This is a genomic window from Micromonospora sp. WMMD1219, assembly GCF_049315215.1.
In the GTDB taxonomy this organism is placed as follows: domain Bacteria; phylum Actinomycetota; class Actinomycetes; order Mycobacteriales; family Micromonosporaceae; genus Micromonospora; species Micromonospora tulbaghiae.
The window spans coordinates 4,317,145-4,333,997 of sequence record NZ_CP186057.1; the positions used below are offsets into that span (position 1 = coordinate 4,317,145).

11 protein-coding genes and 2 pseudogenes are annotated in these 16,853 nt (G+C 70.4%); 2 read left to right on the top strand and 11 right to left on the bottom strand.

Annotated elements, in window-relative coordinates; genetic code table 11:
* Window positions 1–251: 251 nt before the first annotated feature.
* Window positions 252–635, bottom strand: coding sequence for a hypothetical protein (locus tag ACN27C_RS20475; protein ID WP_244933126.1), 384 nt, complete (start codon window positions 633–635; stop codon window positions 252–254).
* Between the two features lie 105 nt (window positions 636–740).
* Between ACN27C_RS20475 and ACN27C_RS20480 the strand changes: the two genes are divergently transcribed.
* The gene (locus ACN27C_RS20480) at window positions 741–896 is read left to right on the top strand and encodes a hypothetical protein (RefSeq protein WP_162959083.1); all 156 of its coding nucleotides are present in this window, start codon (window positions 741–743) and stop codon (window positions 894–896) included.
* A gap of 855 nt (window positions 897–1,751) precedes the next feature.
* Here the strand turns inward: ACN27C_RS20480 and ACN27C_RS20485 are convergent.
* The 9 genes and pseudogenes from ACN27C_RS20485 to ACN27C_RS20525 form a co-directional block, all read right to left on the bottom strand.
* Window positions 1,752–2,270, bottom strand: a complete 519-nt coding sequence (locus ACN27C_RS20485) for a hypothetical protein (RefSeq protein WP_422747433.1) — start codon at window positions 2,268–2,270, stop codon at window positions 1,752–1,754.
* A gap of 267 nt (window positions 2,271–2,537) precedes the next feature.
* Window positions 2,538–3,716: pseudogene (locus ACN27C_RS20490) on the bottom strand (low temperature requirement protein A).
* Window positions 3,717–4,941: 1,225 nt separating this feature from the next.
* Complete coding sequence (locus ACN27C_RS20495; RefSeq protein WP_120569351.1) at window positions 4,942–5,292, bottom strand: histone-like nucleoid-structuring protein Lsr2; 351 nt, start codon at window positions 5,290–5,292, stop codon at window positions 4,942–4,944.
* A 1,164-nt stretch (window positions 5,293–6,456) separates the two neighbouring features.
* Entirely contained in the window at window positions 6,457–7,683 is a 1,227-nt protein-coding gene (locus ACN27C_RS20500) for an MFS transporter (protein ID WP_422747435.1), read from the bottom strand.
* Between the two features lie 142 nt (window positions 7,684–7,825).
* Window positions 7,826–9,019, bottom strand: coding sequence for a molybdopterin molybdotransferase MoeA (locus tag ACN27C_RS20505; RefSeq protein WP_422747437.1), 1,194 nt, complete (start codon window positions 9,017–9,019; stop codon window positions 7,826–7,828).
* Window positions 9,020–9,105: 86 nt separating this feature from the next.
* Window positions 9,106–9,867, bottom strand: a complete 762-nt coding sequence (narI, locus tag ACN27C_RS20510) for a respiratory nitrate reductase subunit gamma (RefSeq protein WP_422747439.1) — start codon at window positions 9,865–9,867, stop codon at window positions 9,106–9,108.
* Window positions 9,864–10,484, bottom strand: coding sequence for a nitrate reductase molybdenum cofactor assembly chaperone (gene narJ / locus ACN27C_RS20515; RefSeq protein WP_422747441.1), 621 nt, complete (start codon window positions 10,482–10,484; stop codon window positions 9,864–9,866). Before narJ ends, narI begins: the two co-directional genes overlap by 4 nt.
* Window positions 10,481–12,178 (bottom strand): nitrate reductase subunit beta, encoded by a 1,698-nt coding sequence (gene narH / locus ACN27C_RS20520; protein WP_422747443.1) that lies wholly within the window; start codon window positions 12,176–12,178, stop codon window positions 10,481–10,483. Before narH ends, narJ begins: the two co-directional genes overlap by 4 nt.
* Entirely contained in the window at window positions 12,178–15,843 is a 3,666-nt protein-coding gene (locus ACN27C_RS20525) for a nitrate reductase subunit alpha (RefSeq protein WP_422747445.1), read from the bottom strand. Before ACN27C_RS20525 ends, narH begins: the two co-directional genes overlap by 1 nt.
* 193 nt (window positions 15,844–16,036) lie before the next feature.
* Here ACN27C_RS20525 and ACN27C_RS20530 point away from each other — a divergent pair.
* A pseudogene (locus tag ACN27C_RS20530) lies at window positions 16,037–16,275 on the top strand (radical SAM/SPASM domain-containing protein); the annotation flags it as partial.
* Between the two features lie 49 nt (window positions 16,276–16,324).
* Here the strand turns inward: ACN27C_RS20530 and ACN27C_RS20535 are convergent.
* Entirely contained in the window at window positions 16,325–16,765 is a 441-nt protein-coding gene (locus ACN27C_RS20535; RefSeq protein ID WP_064447300.1) for a hemerythrin domain-containing protein, read from the bottom strand.
* Window positions 16,766–16,853: the final 88 nt, after the last annotated feature.

Consider the following 16,853-nt stretch of genomic DNA (forward strand, 5'->3'; position numbering starts at 1 on the left):
GGTCGAGTTGACCAGCGGTCGGCTGGTCGTTGTTGTGGTCGCCGGGCTGGTGGGTGCCGGCGCTCTGGTGTGGGTGTGGGTGTTGGTCTGCGGGTCTTTGCGTTGCGGTGCCGGGCTGCCGAGTGGGCGGCGTTGGCTGCTCTAGGTCGCTGCGCCGGGGAGGGCGAGCGGTTGGCCGCCGGGAAGGTCTGCGTGCTGAGCTTCTGGCGCCAGGTCGCCGGCCGGTACGCCTATCAGCTGCGCTGCGCCGGTCACGAGCCGGACCCGCCGAACCCGATCCCGCCGAATCTGATTCCGCTGGCCCAACGGGGTGACAGATCCTCGTGGGGGTAGCGGGCGCCCTGCCGTCGCATCCGCTCCCGTACGTCCATCGCGTGTCCGGCTGCGACTGCCATGTCTGCGCCGGCCGCTTTCAACAGTCGCACCGTTTTTCCGCTCATCTGGCATGGGTCGGCCAGCGCCACCCCGGCCTGGATGCCGAGCAGCCGCGCGTCGGTGGTGACTGCGCGGATCGCGGCGATCGCCTCGTCCTGGGAGCGGTCCCGGTCGACGCCGGTGCTGTAGCGGCCGGCTACGCCGGACAGCTCGGCGAGGATCAGCCGCTCACGCTGCGACAACGCCGTCACCTGCACCATGCCGAGACCGTACCGGGGAACCCCCCTAGATCCATCCGCCGTGCAGCCGACCCCGGCCAAGCCGGCCGGAGGATCCGAGGGCTGCGAGTCTGAGGAGAACCCCTGATGCATCGTCCCCGTCCCGTCCTCTACATCACCATGGTCCTGGCTGGCCTCGCCGCCTTGACCGGGTCCACCGGCTTCGCCGACTTGCTGCGCGCCACAGTGGTCCTGTGGCTGCTGCTCGTCCAGGCCTTCGGGGTCGCCTTGCCCGGCGCCTAATTCCAATCGGTGGTGACCACACTCGCGGACGCGGTGCAACGCCACTGCAGTGGCGGGCACCGCAGCCTCGGCGACGTCCCAACCAACGTCGAGTGACCCCTGTTCTCCTCGGGGAGAGGTGGGCCGCTTCGGCTAGGGCCTGTTTCATGAGGGCGGTCGAGCCGAGGCGGAGTCCGGACGGCGGTCCGGCAAGGCGCGGTTTCGTTTAGATACCGGTGTCGTACTCGGACGAAACCGCAACGTCGCCGGTCGTCGTCCGGACTCCGCGCAGGCTGACCAGTTCTTATGAAACAGGCTCTAGTGGCGGTCCGAGCCGGCTCTCATCAACCCGGACCGCCACTGCCTTGTGGACGAGGCTCAGCCACGGTAACGCCAGTGCCCCCTGAGCACAGACAGTGATCGACTCCTTATGGCAAAGCGGTATGGCCAATGGTCGTTTTGCGCCCGCGTGCTCTCCTGAGAGGCGGCCTCAATCACTACACCGTTCGCGTGGTCTCTACAAGATCCGGGGCGGTTCACGACTCTGCATCGCCCTACGCGCCGACTTGGCCGCCTCAACCCTTGCCCCATGGGGAGCATCAGTGAGGGCGGCAGCAGGAGCGGGAGTCAGGCCACGTTCTGCGCTGACGCACGTCGCAGGCGACTCGGACAGCGATCCAAACGCCGCCGGCCAAGGGAATCAGACCCCCTCGTCGCTGATGACAGGATGGCCGCTCGGTGCCTCGCTGCACGCGGGTGTGGCGATGGCAACGAGCGGCGGGGCAGCATGGCCGTGCACGCCGCCTTCGAGTAAACGGCCGAGCAAGCCGGCACCTTGCCCGCAGGGGCATATGGAGGGCAAACTGCGCGCGGCCCTCACCGAGGGTCTTTGCAGATCGAGCCGCCTCTGGCACTCTCCCGGCCAGCGTGCGCTCTACCGATTGCGGGACGCGGGCAGACGGCCATCGACTGCGGCCACCTGCGTAACGTCATCGTCGGCACCCACGAGAGGATCCACACTCCCCAGTTTGTGATCCTAGTCTCTGCCGAGGGCCGGTTGATGTCTAGCCATGCGAGCTGGTGGGCTTGCCCGGCGACGTGGCGCAGGGTCGCGGCGACCAGGTCGAGCGGGTCGACGTCGGTGTCGGCGACGGTGAGGCGCTGCTCGGAGGGTTGGCGGGGGTGCGGGATGAACCGGTGCGGTGTGGCCGGTGCGGCCCGCCAGGCGTGGTGGCCGGTCACGGTGGTGCCGTCCTCGCTGAGGAGGACGGCGCTGGGCAGGGCGGGTTCGCCGTCGAAGAGCAGCGGCGTCCAGGTGCCGTCCGGCCATGCCAGTACGGCGGTGGTGTCGGCGCTGCCGTAGTCGATCGCCAGCCTCGCCTGCCCTGATCGCATGAATGTCAGTCAAACATGAAGATCTCATTCACGTCATCCCTGAATCACTCACCGCAACCGGCCAGAGTGTTCCTCCGCCCGTCCTGTCCGCCCTTGTAGATTGCCCAGAGCTTTCCGCCGGCCTTGGTGGAAGCCTCGGACGCGATATCGAGGGCTTTCGCCTACTGCGCGAGGAGGTGGCCGCGGTGATGTGGGCCAGCGTCACGTCGCCTGGTGACTACGGTAGCTGCGGGTCGGAGGCCGCGAGGCGAGTGTCGATGTGGCTGGTCAGCGTGACGGCGTCGGGGGCTCATCTGGGTGACGACGGGCGCGCCGGGCGTCAGCGACGGCGGCGGCGAGCAGGATCGCTGTCGCGGTCACCGCGGCGGTGATGGGCGGCGTGCGTGTGGCGGCGGGGTAGCACAACAGCAGCGCGGTGAGAGTGAGGTAGCGGGCGGGCGATACACGGGCGAACACGTGATGTTCGAAGCGGGCACGTCCGGCGATGAAGATGGCGGGACCGAGAAGTATGGGCGCGATCCAGCTTGGTGGAGCGTGGGTGAAGGGGTGCTCGATGGTGATCTCGTAGCCCAGCGCGGTGGTCACCACTCCAATGATCATGATGAAATGTGTGTCGGCTGCTGCCCGGCCGATCGCTGCGGGCCGACGTGCGTGCGTGATCGCGTCGGCGAGGATTCGGCCGGCACGGTAGTAGTACAGGCGCCACAGCAGAGCTGAGGTGATCGCGGCGGTGACGAACGCCAGGGTGTGATTGCGGGTGAAGGGCCCGGTGCTGTAGGTGAAGCCGATGACGAGTATCGTTTCGCCCAGGGCGATGAGGAAGAATTGCTGGTAACGCTCGGCGAGGTGCTCGGCTCCTATGTCCCAGTGCTCCGCATCGGAGCGGCCCAGCCTTGGTAGCGGCCAGCCGGTGCGTGAAGCGGCGTACTCGAGGGCGAGGGCCAACGCCCAAAGCGGCCCCAGCGCCGCACCGCCGGCGACCGCGCCGCAGATCCAGAAGAGCCCGATGATGCCGTAGGTGAGCAGCATGCGTGTCTTCAAGGCCCGGCGGTTCTTGTCGGGCAGCGCGAGCAGAAGGATCAGCGGGCGAGCGAGCTGCCCGATCAGGTAGGCCAGCGCGAAGGCGAGGCCGTATCCGTCGTAGGCGCGAGGGATGGTTACACCCATCACCAGTCCCGCTCCCAGCGCGACCGTGACAACTGCCTGCACAGCAAGGGAGTCAGGATGGTAACGGCTGGTGGTCCACGACGTCCCCTACCACAGGCCGAGCAGAGCCAGCAGAAGCAGTAGTGTCCTTGCGGCCTGGGCGATAGCCGCCGGCCAGGCGCTGCCGTAGGGATCAATCACCAGGTGCTCGAACACCCTCGACACAATCCGGGTCAAGGCGAAGACGAACACGAGGTCGAAGAACAACTCGAGGAACGTCGCGCGGACCTGCCGCACCATCGGCGTAGCCACCGGGCCCTGACGGGATCGCCAGCTCACTGCCGCCCCTTCCCGATCTGGTTGACGAGCCCACGAGGCCGGTGACCAGATAGTGACTTGCCCATGCCGCCGGGGCCGGTCGAGACCATGGTGTTCACCGCCACGGGGGATCTCGCTTTCGCCCCCCGGCCCGCCGAATGGCCACGTCCGGATGGCATCCGGGTGCCTCGTTCGGGTGAACCGCGCTGGCGATGGGAGAGCGGATCAAGGCGGCATCGGCACCGTCGTGGGCGCGCGAGTGCGGCCCGCCGTATCGATCATCGCCAGAGGCAGCAGCCCGCCCGCTGGTTACCCGAAGGGCGGGCAAGCGACGGGTCCTCTCTGCCCGGCTTCGGCGTTGGCGGGTCAACAGAAAAGCCATGGCGCACCGCCCACGCGGGACGTCTGGCTTGCCTCCCCGGCCGCCGATACCGACCACCTGCGCATCCGAACCCGAGGTCCTCAGTCGCACCTCCGACGGGCGCAAGGTTTGGCAGCTGCTAGCCCGACGATCGAACAGGTGGCCGAGGCGGCTCCGCAGACAGCGATCCCAGGGGCCACGGCGACGGCTCAGACGTCGACGGCGACCGACCGCGCCGGCGGACGACACAGCTTCGCGCTACGACATCGCCCGACGACATCGATGAGCGCGTCACCATACGGCCACGAGCCTCGCCTGCGGCCGCCCCGACGAGCTGACCGGCAGCGGTATGCCCACATCGACGATCAGTATGAGCAGCTCGCTACGCATCTGTTCACCGATGCGGCCTACCCCCTGGCCGGGGCAGCCGCCATCCGCAAACAGGCCGCCCAACAGGTGGCGAAGGCAGTGGCCCGCCCGTTAGGAATGTACCGACCCGGACCGGCGCACGGCACCGCATGCGTCACGGACTCACGGCTCCACACCAGGCGCATCAAGGCGGGCACCTGGCGCTTTTGCCCGGGCCCTAATCGAACTGCGCAGGCGCGGGGGCTGCAACCAGGGGAGCGCCCATGGTGAGCATCATTACGGCGTGCGGCGCTGCCGCCATGACGCCCGTCATGAGTTCGTCGCGTCATGGACATTGACGTGGCTGGCATCGGGGTGCGTCGGCGCGAGATGCTCCAGCTGGCACGTCAGCAGCTTCTGCACATAGCCGACATAGTGTGCGGGTAGAGCTGCTGACCGACCCGATGGGCAAGGCGTCGTGGGCTGTCATGCGTGGGCTCAGCGGCCCGCCTTCGCGTGATACTCGTCGACGATCTCCTGAGGGATGCGGCCGCGGTCGGAGATGTCCCGGCCAGCCTTCTTGGCCCAGGCCCGAATGGCCATGTTCTGTTCGCGACCGGCGGTAGCACCGCTCCGGCCGCGTGCGGCCTGGCCGCCGACCACCACCCCACCGCGACCGACCTTGGCGCCGTGGGCGATATACGGGGCGAATATGTCACGCAACTTCTGGGCATTGGCTGCCGTCAGATCGATCTCGTACTGCACGCCATCGAGTCCAAACTTGACGGCCTCGTCAGCGTCCCCGCCCTCCAGGTCATCGACCAGCTTATGAACGATTTGCTTAGCCACGTCCCACGTTCCTTTCGAAGGAGGTAATGCTTCTCGCGGTTACCAGGAGCACAATAGCCCGACCCGATGCGCGCCGCACCAGCAGGAGCCACAAGGGCGCGCTGATGCGTTGGGCCTCCTCAGGGATAGCGAGAACAGACTCGTTTCGGGTATACAGGCTAGTCAGCGCCATCAAGAGCTGGTCGATTCTCAATCCCATACCACCGGTCGGCGGCATCACCACCTCGCCGCGGTGCGGATCCGCGTAGCACCGATGCAGCGAGTGGCCTCGAAGGCGTTTCACGGTGAGTGGCATCGAAGGCGTTTCACGGTGAGTGGGCGGGAATGGCTTCCCGCGGGCTGCCGGAGCCCGATGGCCACGCGCTGCTCGCAGTCTTGCCGGCGGTTGCACGCCGACTTGAAGATCGGCAGGCTGCCCGACCGCCTCTTCGAGGGGCGCACTCGGCAGCTCACCCCGCGGCTCCACGGATCAGCGTTCTCGCTTGCCGTGAACCCATCCCACTCCACCCTGTGCCTGCAACGCCTAGATGTACTGTCCAGGGACGTTGGTCGACGTCGCGTGGCGACACGACGTAGATGGACGTGATGACGAAGGCCTCCAGAAGCCTTGACTTACTCATGGGTGTCAGGCGGCTGGGTTAAGGAGAAGTCCTTGGTGGAATCGAGCCGAGCATCGTGATGCTGTCGTTCATTTCCATCGACTGGCGGGATCGACCATCGACTGCCTCTACGAGATCGGGGAGACGACTGCGGCCACTCGCACCAGGATCGGGCTGACCCTTGAGGGCGTCCCAAACGCCGGCAGGCGGCGCGCGGAACCTGCTACTTTCGAGGTGGCTGATGCCGCAGAACTTCACCGCCGTCACGGTTCCCGAGATGCCGCACGCACCCTAGGCGCTGGCATCCGCAGCGGGGATGCCACAGGACTCCGGTTTCGACTTTGCTCTGGCCGTTACTGCCTCGGACTATCGTCTTTCGCCGACCCCAGCCAGGAGGATACCCACCGGTCGCAGGTTACGAGACGAGCGAGCGTTGGTCCGAGCACCTGCATAGATGAAGCATTGGCGGCTCGGCGGGGCCGCATCCACTATCACGCTAGTGACCCCATCACGACCTCGAACTGGCCGAGGGCGCGGCCGGACCGACCGGGTCCGGAACGACAATTCAGGCGGCGCGGCGGGCCAAGCCTCCCATCTTCACCGCGGTGAACACCGCGGCAGCCAGCGCGACGTCGGAGAGCAGCATCAGCCCGATAGCGTAGGAGCCCTGCGATCCGTACACCCAACCCATCACCAGCGGAGGCACGAACCCGCCGAGCCCGCCGGCCGCCCCGACTAGCCCGGTGACCGCGCCCACCTGGTCGGCGGGGGCGACCCTGCCGACCAAGGCGAACACCGCGCCGCTGGCTGCGCCGAGCAGCCCCGCCATGCCGAGCAGCGCGACCGTGGCGACCGGCATCAGGGCCGGCTGGAAGGCCTGCAGGACGGCGAACCCGGCCACCCCGGCGAAGCACCACACCAGCACCGGCACGGGGTGTAGCCGGTCGGAGAGCCAGCCGCCCGCCGGGCGGGCCAGCACGGCGAGCACGACGAACCCGGCGGTCCGGAGCGCACCGTCCGCGGCATTGAGCCCGTAGGCGGTGCGCAGGTACGCCGGCAGGTACACGCTGAAGGCCACGAATCCGCCGAACCCGACCGCGTACAGGAAGCACAGCTGCCAGGTGACGGTCAGCCGGGCGACGCCGGCGAGCCGCTGCCAGGCCGACCCGGTGGGCCGGGCCGGGCCCGGCGCGTCGCGCAGCAGCAGGAACGACAGCACCGCGTACGCCGCCAGGATCGCCGCGACCAGCAGGAACGGGGCCCGTTCCCCGTAGGTGTCGGCCAGCCGGACGGTGGTGAAGTTGGCGATCGCGGTGCCACCCATGCCGACACCGAACACGCCGATGGCGAAGCCGCGCCGGGCCGGCGGGTACCAGCCGGACACCAGCGGGACGCCGACGGCGAAGGCGGTGCCGCCGATGCCGAGGAAGAAGCCGGTCACGATCAGCGCCGGGTAGGAGGAGACCGTGGTGAGGGTCAGCACCGGCACGATGGTGGCGACGGTGACCAGCGGGAAGACTACTCGGGCCCCGTACCGGTCGGTGAGCGCGCCGACCGGGATGCGGCCCAGCGAGCCCACGATCACCGGTACGGCGACGAGCAGGGACTGCGCGGCGAAGCCGAGCCCCAGCTGTTCCTTGATGCCGGGGCCCAGCGGACCGAGCAGGGCCCATGCCCAGAAGTTCACCAGGAAGCCGAGGGTGGCCACGGCTAGCTGGAGGGCGGCGCCGGAGGTGGCCTCGGGACGCCCGACCGGGGCGGTGGACCCGGCTTGGTCACGGATGCTGGTCATCGTTCAACTCCGTCAGGATCGTCGTGCTGCTGTCGCGGCGTCAAAGGGGAATGCGGCGGTCCGCTTCACCGGTACGAGCCTCGCTCGAGCCAACCCACCCCGGCAGGGCCGGAAGACCCGGCCAGGAGGACGTCCCCACCTGTCACGGCAGGGTGAGCAGACCGACCGGGGTGCCGGGACGCCAACCGGGCGGCACCACGGCCAGCGCGTCGGCGTCCGCCGCCGCGCCCAGGTATCCCGGGTGCGCCCCGTCGACCAGCCGCACGCCCCGCGCGCCGCGCCGGACCGGCACGATCCGGGTGTTCCGCTCGTCGAGGCGCAACGGATCGGTGAGGACGGCGGTGTCCAGATCGGCCGGCGGCCGTCCGGCCAGCCCGGTGAGCAGCGGGTCGATCAGGGTGAGCGCGGCGACCAGCGCCGCGTACGGGTTGCCCGGCAGGCCGACGATCCAGTGGGCCCCGGCCTGGGCCAGGACCTGTGGGTGCCCGGGCCGGCACCGCACCCCGTCCACGTGCGCCACGGCCCCGAGGTGCCGCAGCGACGCGTGCAGCCCGTCCGCCGGGCCGACGGAGGACGCCCCGCAGACGACCGTCACGTCTGCCTCTCGCGTGCTGTCCGCGATCGCCTCGGCGAACCAGTCGGGCTGGTCGCCGATCATTCGAGGACCCAGGAGGTCCGCTCCCCAGGCGGACAGCAGCGGGGTCAGCATCGGGCCGATCGCGTCCCGGACCCTGCCCCACGGGGGACGGCCGGCGTGGATCACCTCGTCGCCGCTGATCACCAGGCGGGCCCGGGGTCGGGCCCGGACGGTGAGGTGGTCGAGGCCGACGCTCGCGGCCAGCCCCAGCACCGCCGGCGTGACCGGCGAACCCGTCGGCACCAGTTCCTGACCGCGGGCGGCGTACTCGCCCGCGCTCCGGATGTGCCGACGGTCGCCCGGCGCCGCCCGCAGGACGTCACCGATGCGGTCGGCGATCTCGTAGGGCACGACCCGGTCCGCCCGGGCCGGGACGGGAGCGCCGGTGGCCACCTCTACGGCGGTCCCCTCGACCAGGGGCGCGACGGCGTGGGTGCGTCCGGCCAGGATCCGGCCTACCACCCGCCATGGGCCCGGACCGCGCACCGCGTATCCGTCCATCGCGGAGTTGTCGAACCCGGGCAGCGGGACCGCCGCGACCAGTGGCGCCGCGAGGGTCCGGCCGGCGGCGGAGGCCAGCGGTACCGACTCCGCGGGCAGGGGAGCGGGGAGCCGGTGGGCTAGCGCCCGCGCCGCGGCCCACTCCGTCGCGGGTCGGGACGAATGGTGACTGTCGGTGTGGTGCGGTGCGATGGTCACCGGTGGTTCCTCCCTGCCGGGACGTCGGGCTGCCGTCCGCCCGGAGGCAGCCGGTGGTGGTCTCCGGGCGGTCGAGGCGGCGGTGGTCACCGGCGCGAGCGGGTCCGACCGCCGCGCGGGGTGGGCAGCCGGGGCGGCCCTTCCCATCCGGGGCGGGTCGGCCGCAGTCCGGGCCGGTCGTCGCGGCTGCGATAGACGACGTAGGGGCGGGTGGCGTAGCCGACCGGGGCGCTGAACGCATGGACGAGGCGGGTGAACGGCCAGAACGCGAAGAGCGCGAAGGCGGCCAGGATGTGGATCTGGAAGCCCACCGGGACGTCGGCCATGATCTCCGGATCCGGGCGGAGGTAGAACAGCGACCGGAACCACGGGGAGATGGTCTCCCGGTAGTCGTAGCCGGGGCCGGCGACGTTGGCCTGCACCGTGGCCCAGAGGCCCAGCACGATCACCCCCGCCAGCACCACGTACATCGCCTTGTCGTTGCGGGTGGTGGCGGCGAAGATCGGCCCGGTCAACCGGCGGCGGGCGATCAGGATGCCCAGCCCGATCAGGGTGCAGAAGCCGGCTACCGTGCCGATGAACACGGCCATGAGGTGGTAGGTGTGCTCGGTGACGCCGACCGCCTCGGTCCAGGACTTCGGGACCAACAGGCCACCGATGTGTCCGATCAGGACCATGAGTACTCCGAAGTGGAACAGTGGGCTGCCCCACCGCAGGATGCTGCTCTCGTAGAGCTGGGAGGATCGGGTCGTCCAGCCGAACTTGTCGTAGCGGTGGCGCCAGATCAGGCCGCCGACGAGGATCGCGATCGACAGGTACGGGTACACCACCCACAGCAGGATGTTCATCGGCGTCCTCCAGTCGTGTCGACCAGTCCGAATGGTTCGAGTCCGACCTGCTCCACCGGCGGCCCGGTGCGGGCCAGCCGGGCGGCGGCGGCGATGTCCCCGGGCTGGGCGGGCGGCAGCATCTCCCGGACGGCGGCGACGGCCTGCCGGTACACCGACTTCTCCCGCGCCAGCGCCTCGACCAGCAGGTCGAGGCCGACGCGGTTCTCCCGCAGCAGCCGCCACCCGTCGTCGTCGGCGGCGGCCAGGTCGAGGACAGCGGGCAGGAAGTCGGGCAGCTCGCCGTCGACGACGGTCAGTCCGGCCGCCTTGTATGCGGCGGCGAAGTCGACCAGCGCCTCACCCCGGCGACGGGTGTCGCCGCAGGTGTAGTAGGTCAGGTGCAGGCAGCAGCGGCGCCGGAAGTCGAACACCTCCACGTAGGCGGTCCGCAGGTCGACCGGCGCGGCGGCTTCCCGGTGGGCGACCACCTCGCGCAGCGGCCGGGCGACTTCGGCCGGCAGGCCGGCGAGCGCGGCCCGCACGGTGGGCAGCGCGGCGAGGACTTCCTCTTCGGGATAGCGCAGCAGCAGGGACGCCGCGCGGGCGGCCACCGCCCGCCAGGTCGGCTGGCTCACCGGTTACCTCCGTCGACGGGTGCGGATTCGTGGCTGCGGGGCGGGAAGAGGCCCTTCGGGCTGCCTTTGCCGTCCCAGTTGAGCAGGTTGACCCGGCGGGGTTCGTCGCCCGGGTCGGTGAAGCCCTCCGCGGTCTGCCGGTCGCGCAGCATGTGGAAGGTCTCCACCTGGACCGGCACCGGCGTGCCGGAGGACTCCCCGAAGGGCCCCTGGCCGTACGGGCCGCCGCCGCCCATCCCGGGGCCGCCCTCGTAATCGAGGCTGCACTCGGTGGCGATCTTCTCCAGCCGGTGCGCGTCCTCGGCGTGCGCGGCGGGGATGACGTACCGCTGCTCGTACTTGGCGATGGCGAGCAGCCGGTACATCTCGTCCATCTCCGCGCCGGTCATGCCGACCGCGGCGGCGATGGACTCGTCGCGCTCCTCGCCCAGGTTGATCCGGCGCTGGTAGGCGCGCATCGCGGCGAGCCGGTTCAGCGCCCCGCGCACCGGCTCCGGGTCGCCGGCGGTGAAGAGCTCGGCGAGGTACTCCACCGGGATCCGCAGCGCGTCGATGGCCCCGAAGAGGTTGCCGGCCTCCTCCGCGTCGTGGCCGGTCTCGCGCAGCACGTCGGCCACCGGCGACAGCGGCGGGATGTACCAGACCATCGGCATGGTCCGGTACTCCGGGTGCAGCGGCAGCGCCACCTCGTAGCGCATGATCAGGTCCCAGATCGGCGAGCGCTGCGCGGAGTCGATCCAGTCGTCCGGGATGCCGGCCTCGCGGGCGGCGTCGACCACGGCCGGGTCGTGCGGGTCGAGGAAGACCGACCGCTGCGCGTCGTACAGGTCGTGTTCGTCGGCGATGGCGGCGGCCTCGGCGACGCGGTCGGCGTCGTAGAGCATCAGCCCGAGGTAGCGCAGCCGCCCCACGCAGGTCTCGGAGCAGATGGTGGGCTGGCCGATCTCGATGCGCGGGAAGCAGAAGGTGCACTTCTCGGCTTTGCCGGTGCGGTGGTTGAAGTAGACCTTCTTGTAGGGGCAGCCGGTCACGCACATCCGCCAGCCCCGGCAGCGGTCCTGGTCGACCAGCACGATGCCGTCCTCGGCCCGCTTGTAGATCGCCCCCGACGGGCAGGAGGCAGCGCAGGACGGGTTGAGGCAGTGCTCGCAGATGCGCGGCAGGAAGAACATGAAGGTCTTCTCGAACTCCTGCTTCACCTGGCCGGAGACCTTCGCCAGCACCGGGTCACCGGCGGCGATCTCGTTGCCGCCGGCGAGCGAGTCGTCCCAGTTGGCGCTCCAGGTGATCTTCGTGTTCTGGCCGGTGAGCAGCGACTTCGGCCGGGCTACCGGGGTGTCCTCGCCGGCCGGCGCGTTGATCAGGTGCTCGTAGTCGTACGTCCACGGCTCGTAGTAGTCCTGCATGGATGGCAGCTTCGGGTTGGCGAAGATGCTGAACATCTTCTTCATCCGGCCACCGGAGCGTGGCTTGAGCTTGCCGGAGCGGGTCCGCACCCAGCCGCCCTGCCAGCGCTCCTGGTTCTCGTAGGTGCGCGGGTAGCCCTGCCCGGGGCGGGTCTCCACGTTGTTGAACCAGACGTACTCGACGCCGGAGCGGTTGGTCCACGCCTGCTTGCAGGTGACCGAGCAGGTGTGGCAGCCGATGCACTTGTCGAGGTTCATCACCATCGCCATCTGTGCCATGACCCGCATCAGTACTGCACCTCCTGGGAACGGCGGCGGATCACGGTGACCTCGTCGCGTTGGTTGCCGGTCGGGCCGAGGTAGTTGAACGCGAAGGACAGCTGCGCGTACCCGCCGATGAGGTGGGTGGGCTTGACCAGCAGCCGGGTCAGCGAGTTGTGGATGCCGCCGCGCCGGCCGTTGGTCTCCGACTTGGGCACGTCGATCACCCGTTCCTGGGCGTGGTACATGTAGACCGTGCCCTCGGGCATCTTGTGCGTCACCACGGCCCGGCAGACCACCACGCCGTTGCGGTTGACCGCCTCGATCCACTCGTTGTCCCGGACGCCGATCTTCGCCGCGTCGGCCTCGCTCATCCACATCGTCGGTCCGCCCCGGGACAGCGTGAGCATGATCAGGTTGTCCTGGTACTCGGAGTGGATGGACCATTTCGAGTGCGGGGTGAGGTAGCGGACGGTGATCTCCAGCTCCCCGTTGCGGCCGAGTCGCGGTTCGCCGAAGAGCTTGTGCATGTCCAACGGCGGCCGGAAGATCGGCAGCGCCTCGCCGGCCTCGTGCATCCAGTCGTGGTCGAGGAAGAAGTGCTGCCGGCCGGTGAGCGTGTGCCAGGGCTTGAGCCGCTCGGTGTTGATGGTGAACGGGGAGTAGCGGCGGCCGCCGTGCTCGCTGCCCGACCACTCCGGGCTGGTGATCACCGGCACCGGGCGGGACTGGGTGTCGGCGAAGGTGATCTGCTTGCCCTCGTGCTCGGCCGCCAGGTCCGCCAGGCGTACCCCGGTGCGCTTCTCCACGTCCCGGAAGCCCGCGGTGGCGACCCGCCCGTTGGTGGTGCCCGACAGCGCCAGGATCGCCTCGCAGGCGTGCGTGTCCTTCGCCAGCGACGGCCGCCCGTCCGCGGCGCCGCCGCGCACCTCACCGTTCTTGCGGCGCAGATACTCGACCTCCGGCCGCACGTCGACCGAGAAGCCCTTGCCGGTGGTGCCGAGGGTGTCCATCAGCGGCCCGAGCGCGGCCATCTTGTCGGCGATCGCGCCGTAGTCCCGCTCGACCACCACCAGTTTCGGCATGGTCCGGCCCGGCACCGGGGTCTCCCCGGTCGCCGCCCAGTCGCGGACCCGGCCGTGCGGGGTCGCCATCGCGTCCGGGGTGTCGTGCAGCAGCGGCGCCGCGACCAGGTCCTTGCGTACGCCCAGCCGCGGCCCGGCGAGAGTGGAGAACGCCTTCGCGATGCCGTGGAAGGCGTCGAAGTCGGTCCGGGTCTGCCACGGCGGGTTGATCGCCGGGGTGAAGGCGTGCACGAACGGGTGCATGTCGGTACTGCTCAAGTCGTGCTTCTCGTACCAGGTGGCAGCGGGCAGCACGATGTCGGAGAAGAGCGTCGTGGAGGTCATCCGGAAGTCCAGGCTCAGCAGCAGGTCGAGCTTGCCCTCCGGGGCCTCCTCCCGCCAGGTCACGTCCTTGGGCCGCAACTCCTCCGGCGCCTCCTCGGCGCGCAGGTTCGCGTCGGTGCCGAGCAGGTGCCGCAGGAAGTACTCATTGCCCTTGGCCGACGAGCCGAGCAGGTTGGCCCGCCATACGGTCAGCACCCGTGGCCAGTTCTCCGGCGCGTCCGGGTCGGTGCAGGCGAACGTCATGTCGCCCTCGCCGAGCCGCTCGGCCACCCAGCCCGCCGGGTCGTCCGGCCGGGCGGCGAGGGCCTCGTCGGCCAGGTCGAGCGGGCTGCGGTCGAAGGTGGGCATCGACGGCATCCACCCCGAGCGGGCCGACTGGGCCAGCAGGTCCATGGTGTGCTTGCCGGCGAACGCGCCGGTACCGGTGGGGGAGGAGACCACATCGGCGGAGTAGGTGTCGTAGCGCCACTGGTCGGTGTGCACGTACCAGAAGGCGGTGCCGATCATCTGCCGGGGCGGGCGGACCCAGTCCAGGCCGAACGCGAGCTGCGCCCAGCCGGTCGCCGGGCGGCACTTCTCCTGCCCCACGTAGTGCGCCCAACCGCCGCCGTTGACCCCCTGGCAGCCGGTGAGGGTGACCAGCGCCAGAATCGCCCGGTAGGTGGCGTCGGAGTGGAACCAGTGGTTCGTGCCGGCGCCGAGCAGGATCATCGACCGTCCGCCGGAGCGGTCCGCGTTGTCGGCGAACTCCCGCGCCACCCGGGCCACCTGCGCCGCCGGCACGCCGGTGACCGGCTCCTGCCACGCCGGCGTGTACGGCGCCTCGACGTCGTCGTACCCGGTCGGCCACTGGCCCGGCAGGCCGTCGCGGCCCACCCCGTACTGGGCCAGCACCAGGTCGAAGACGCTGGTCACCAACTGGCCCCGCACCGTGCGGGTCGGCACGCCCCGGCGCAGCGTCTGCGGGGTGTCGGTGTCGAACCGAGGCAGCTCCACCTCCACCGCGTCGCCCGCCCCGAGGCAGGTCAGCGCCGGCTCCAGGTCGCCCAGGTCCAGGTTCCACTGGCCCTGCTGCTCGCCCCAACGGTGGCCGAGGCTGCCCCGCGGCACGGCGGGAGCGTCGGTGGCCGAGTCCCAGAGCACCGTCCGGAAGGCCGCCTCCTTGTCCGTCTCGCCCAGGTCGTCGGCGGTGAGGAACTTGCCCGGCCGGTACGCCCCGTCGGCACCCGGCTCCAGGGTGACCAGGAACGGCAGGTCGGTGAACCTGCGGACGTAGTCGACGAAGCGCGGGGTGCGCTGGTCGACGAAGAACTCCTTGAGGATGACGTGCCCCATCGCCATCGCCAGGGCGCCGTCGGTGCCCGGCTGGGCGGGCATCCACTCGTCGGCGAACTTGACGTTGTCGGCGAAGTCGGGGCTGACCACCACGACCTTCTGCCCCCGGTAGCGCGCCTCGGCCATCCAGTGTGCGTCCGGCGTGCGGGTCACCGGGACGTTGGAGCCCCACATGACGAAGTAGGAGGCGTCCCACCAGTCCCCGGACTCGGGCACGTCGGTCTGGTCGCCGAAGACCTGCGGGGAGGCCACCGGCAGGTCGGCGTACCAGTCGTAGAACGACAGCATCGAGCCGCCGAGCAGGGACAGGAACCGGGCGCCGACGGCGTGCGACACCATCGACATGGCCGGGATGGGGGAGAAGCCGGCGACCCGGTCCGGGCCGTACTCGGCGATCGCGTGCACGTGCGCGGCGGCGACCATCTCCTGGGCCTCGTCCCAGGTGATCCGCACCAGGCCGCCCTTGCCGCGGGCCTTCTGGTAGCGGCGGCGTCGTTCCGGGTCGGCCTGGATGTCCGCCCACGCGGCCACCGGATCACCGAGGCGGCCCCTGGCCTCCCGGTACATCTCCACCAGCACGCCCCGCGCGTACGGGTAGCGGACCCGGGTGGGGGAGTAGGTGTACCAGGAGAAGGCGGCACCCCGGGGGCAGCCCCGAGGCTCGTACTCAGGCCGGTCCGGTCCGACGCTCGGGTAGTCGGTCTGCTGCTGCTCCCAGGTGATGATGCCGTCCTTGACGTACACCTTCCAGGAGCACGAGCCGGTGCAGTTCACTCCGTGTGTGGAGCGCACCACCTTGTCGTAGGACCAGCGATCCCGGTAGAAGGCGTCCGCCTCCCGGCCGCCGATCTGGTGCAATGTCCTGCCGTCGGCGGAGACCTCGGCCCGGCGTACCAGGCCGCCCACCGCCAGCAGCGCCCGCCCCGCACTATCGGTGGCTCGCGACATACGCCTCATTCCTTCGATAGATGGCCGTACTGCCCCACGTTCTCGACAGATGCGCCGGAGTGCAACCCCGAGCGAGGGCGTAATGGCCATGGTGCCGACGTACAACCTCGGGAAACCGGGCCGAAGGTCCCGAGATCATCGGCTTTGAATCTGCGGGTTCGCGGCGGGACTTCGGGCCCGGTCGGGCGGTCACCGGCAGGGCACGGAGCGGGGCCCGGCCGTCTCGGCGTCACCGTCCGGGACGCCCACCCTCACCCGCGAGGCGCTCGCCGGGCAGGTCCGGGACCGGGGGCCACTGTGGAGCGTGTTCTTCCTGGTGCCGGTCGGGTGGGGCGCCGCGCTGGGCGGCCTCGACGCGGGCAGACCGAGGACGTGCTCGACGCCCTCTACGACCTCCGCGAGACCGTGCCGGTCAAGACCACCGAGGCGCACCGCCGGTAGCCGCGGGGCGGCGTCGGCAGCGGCCGGCATCCGGGCCGGCTCACCCGGCCGCCGCCTCCGCCGGGGTGATCCGGTCCCAGGCCGGGATCGGCAGCGCGATCACCGCGGCCGGGAAGAGACCGTGCTCCTCGTTGTCGATGTGCCGGTGGAGCCGGTCCAGGGCGGCCAGCACCGCGGGCCAGTCCGGGGCGGCCCGGTCGACGCCGCCGAGCACGCCGTGGATGTCGTCGTGCTCCGCGCAGAGCTTCGCCACCGCCTCGGCCAGGCTGCCCTCGGCCCGCAGCTCCTCGAAGAGGCCGTCCTCCTCGGTGGCGGTGTGCGGCATCAGCAGCGCCAGCAGCGCGTCCAGCGCCACCAGAGCGTCCGGGCCGCCGGCCCGCACCGCGCCGCGCAGCAGGCCGGCCGCGTTCGCGATCGCCTCGTGCTCGGCCGAGAGCCGGCCGATCAGCGGGAACTCCCGACAGCCGCAGTAGTTGCACACTTCGTCTCCTGACCACGAGGGTGGGCGACTCCATCGTGCGTACCGGCAACCTCCGTCAGCAGGGCCGGACGGCCCGGTACGCCGGGAC

What these genes read in the sequence shown, in the direction of transcription:
- ACN27C_RS20500 (WP_422747435.1), bottom strand. Translation starts at nt 7,683, where the DNA reads ATGACCAGCATCCGTGACCAAGCCGGGTCCACCGCCCCGGTCGGGCGT.
- narI (WP_422747439.1), bottom strand. Translation starts at nt 9,867, where the DNA reads ATGAACATCCTGCTGTGGGTGGTGTACCCGTACCTGTCGATCGCGATC.
- ACN27C_RS20525 (WP_422747445.1), bottom strand. Translation starts at nt 15,843, where the DNA reads ATGTCGCGAGCCACCGATAGTGCGGGGCGGGCGCTGCTGGCGGTGGGC.
- ACN27C_RS20485 (WP_422747433.1), bottom strand. Translation starts at nt 2,270, where the DNA reads ATGCGATCAGGGCAGGCGAGGCTGGCGATCGACTACGGCAGCGCCGAC.
- ACN27C_RS20475 (WP_244933126.1), bottom strand. Translation starts at nt 635, where the DNA reads ATGGTGCAGGTGACGGCGTTGTCGCAGCGTGAGCGGCTGATCCTCGCC.
- ACN27C_RS20480 (WP_162959083.1), top strand. Translation starts at nt 741, where the DNA reads ATGCATCGTCCCCGTCCCGTCCTCTACATCACCATGGTCCTGGCTGGC.
- narH (WP_422747443.1), bottom strand. Translation starts at nt 12,178, where the DNA reads ATGCGGGTCATGGCACAGATGGCGATGGTGATGAACCTCGACAAGTGC.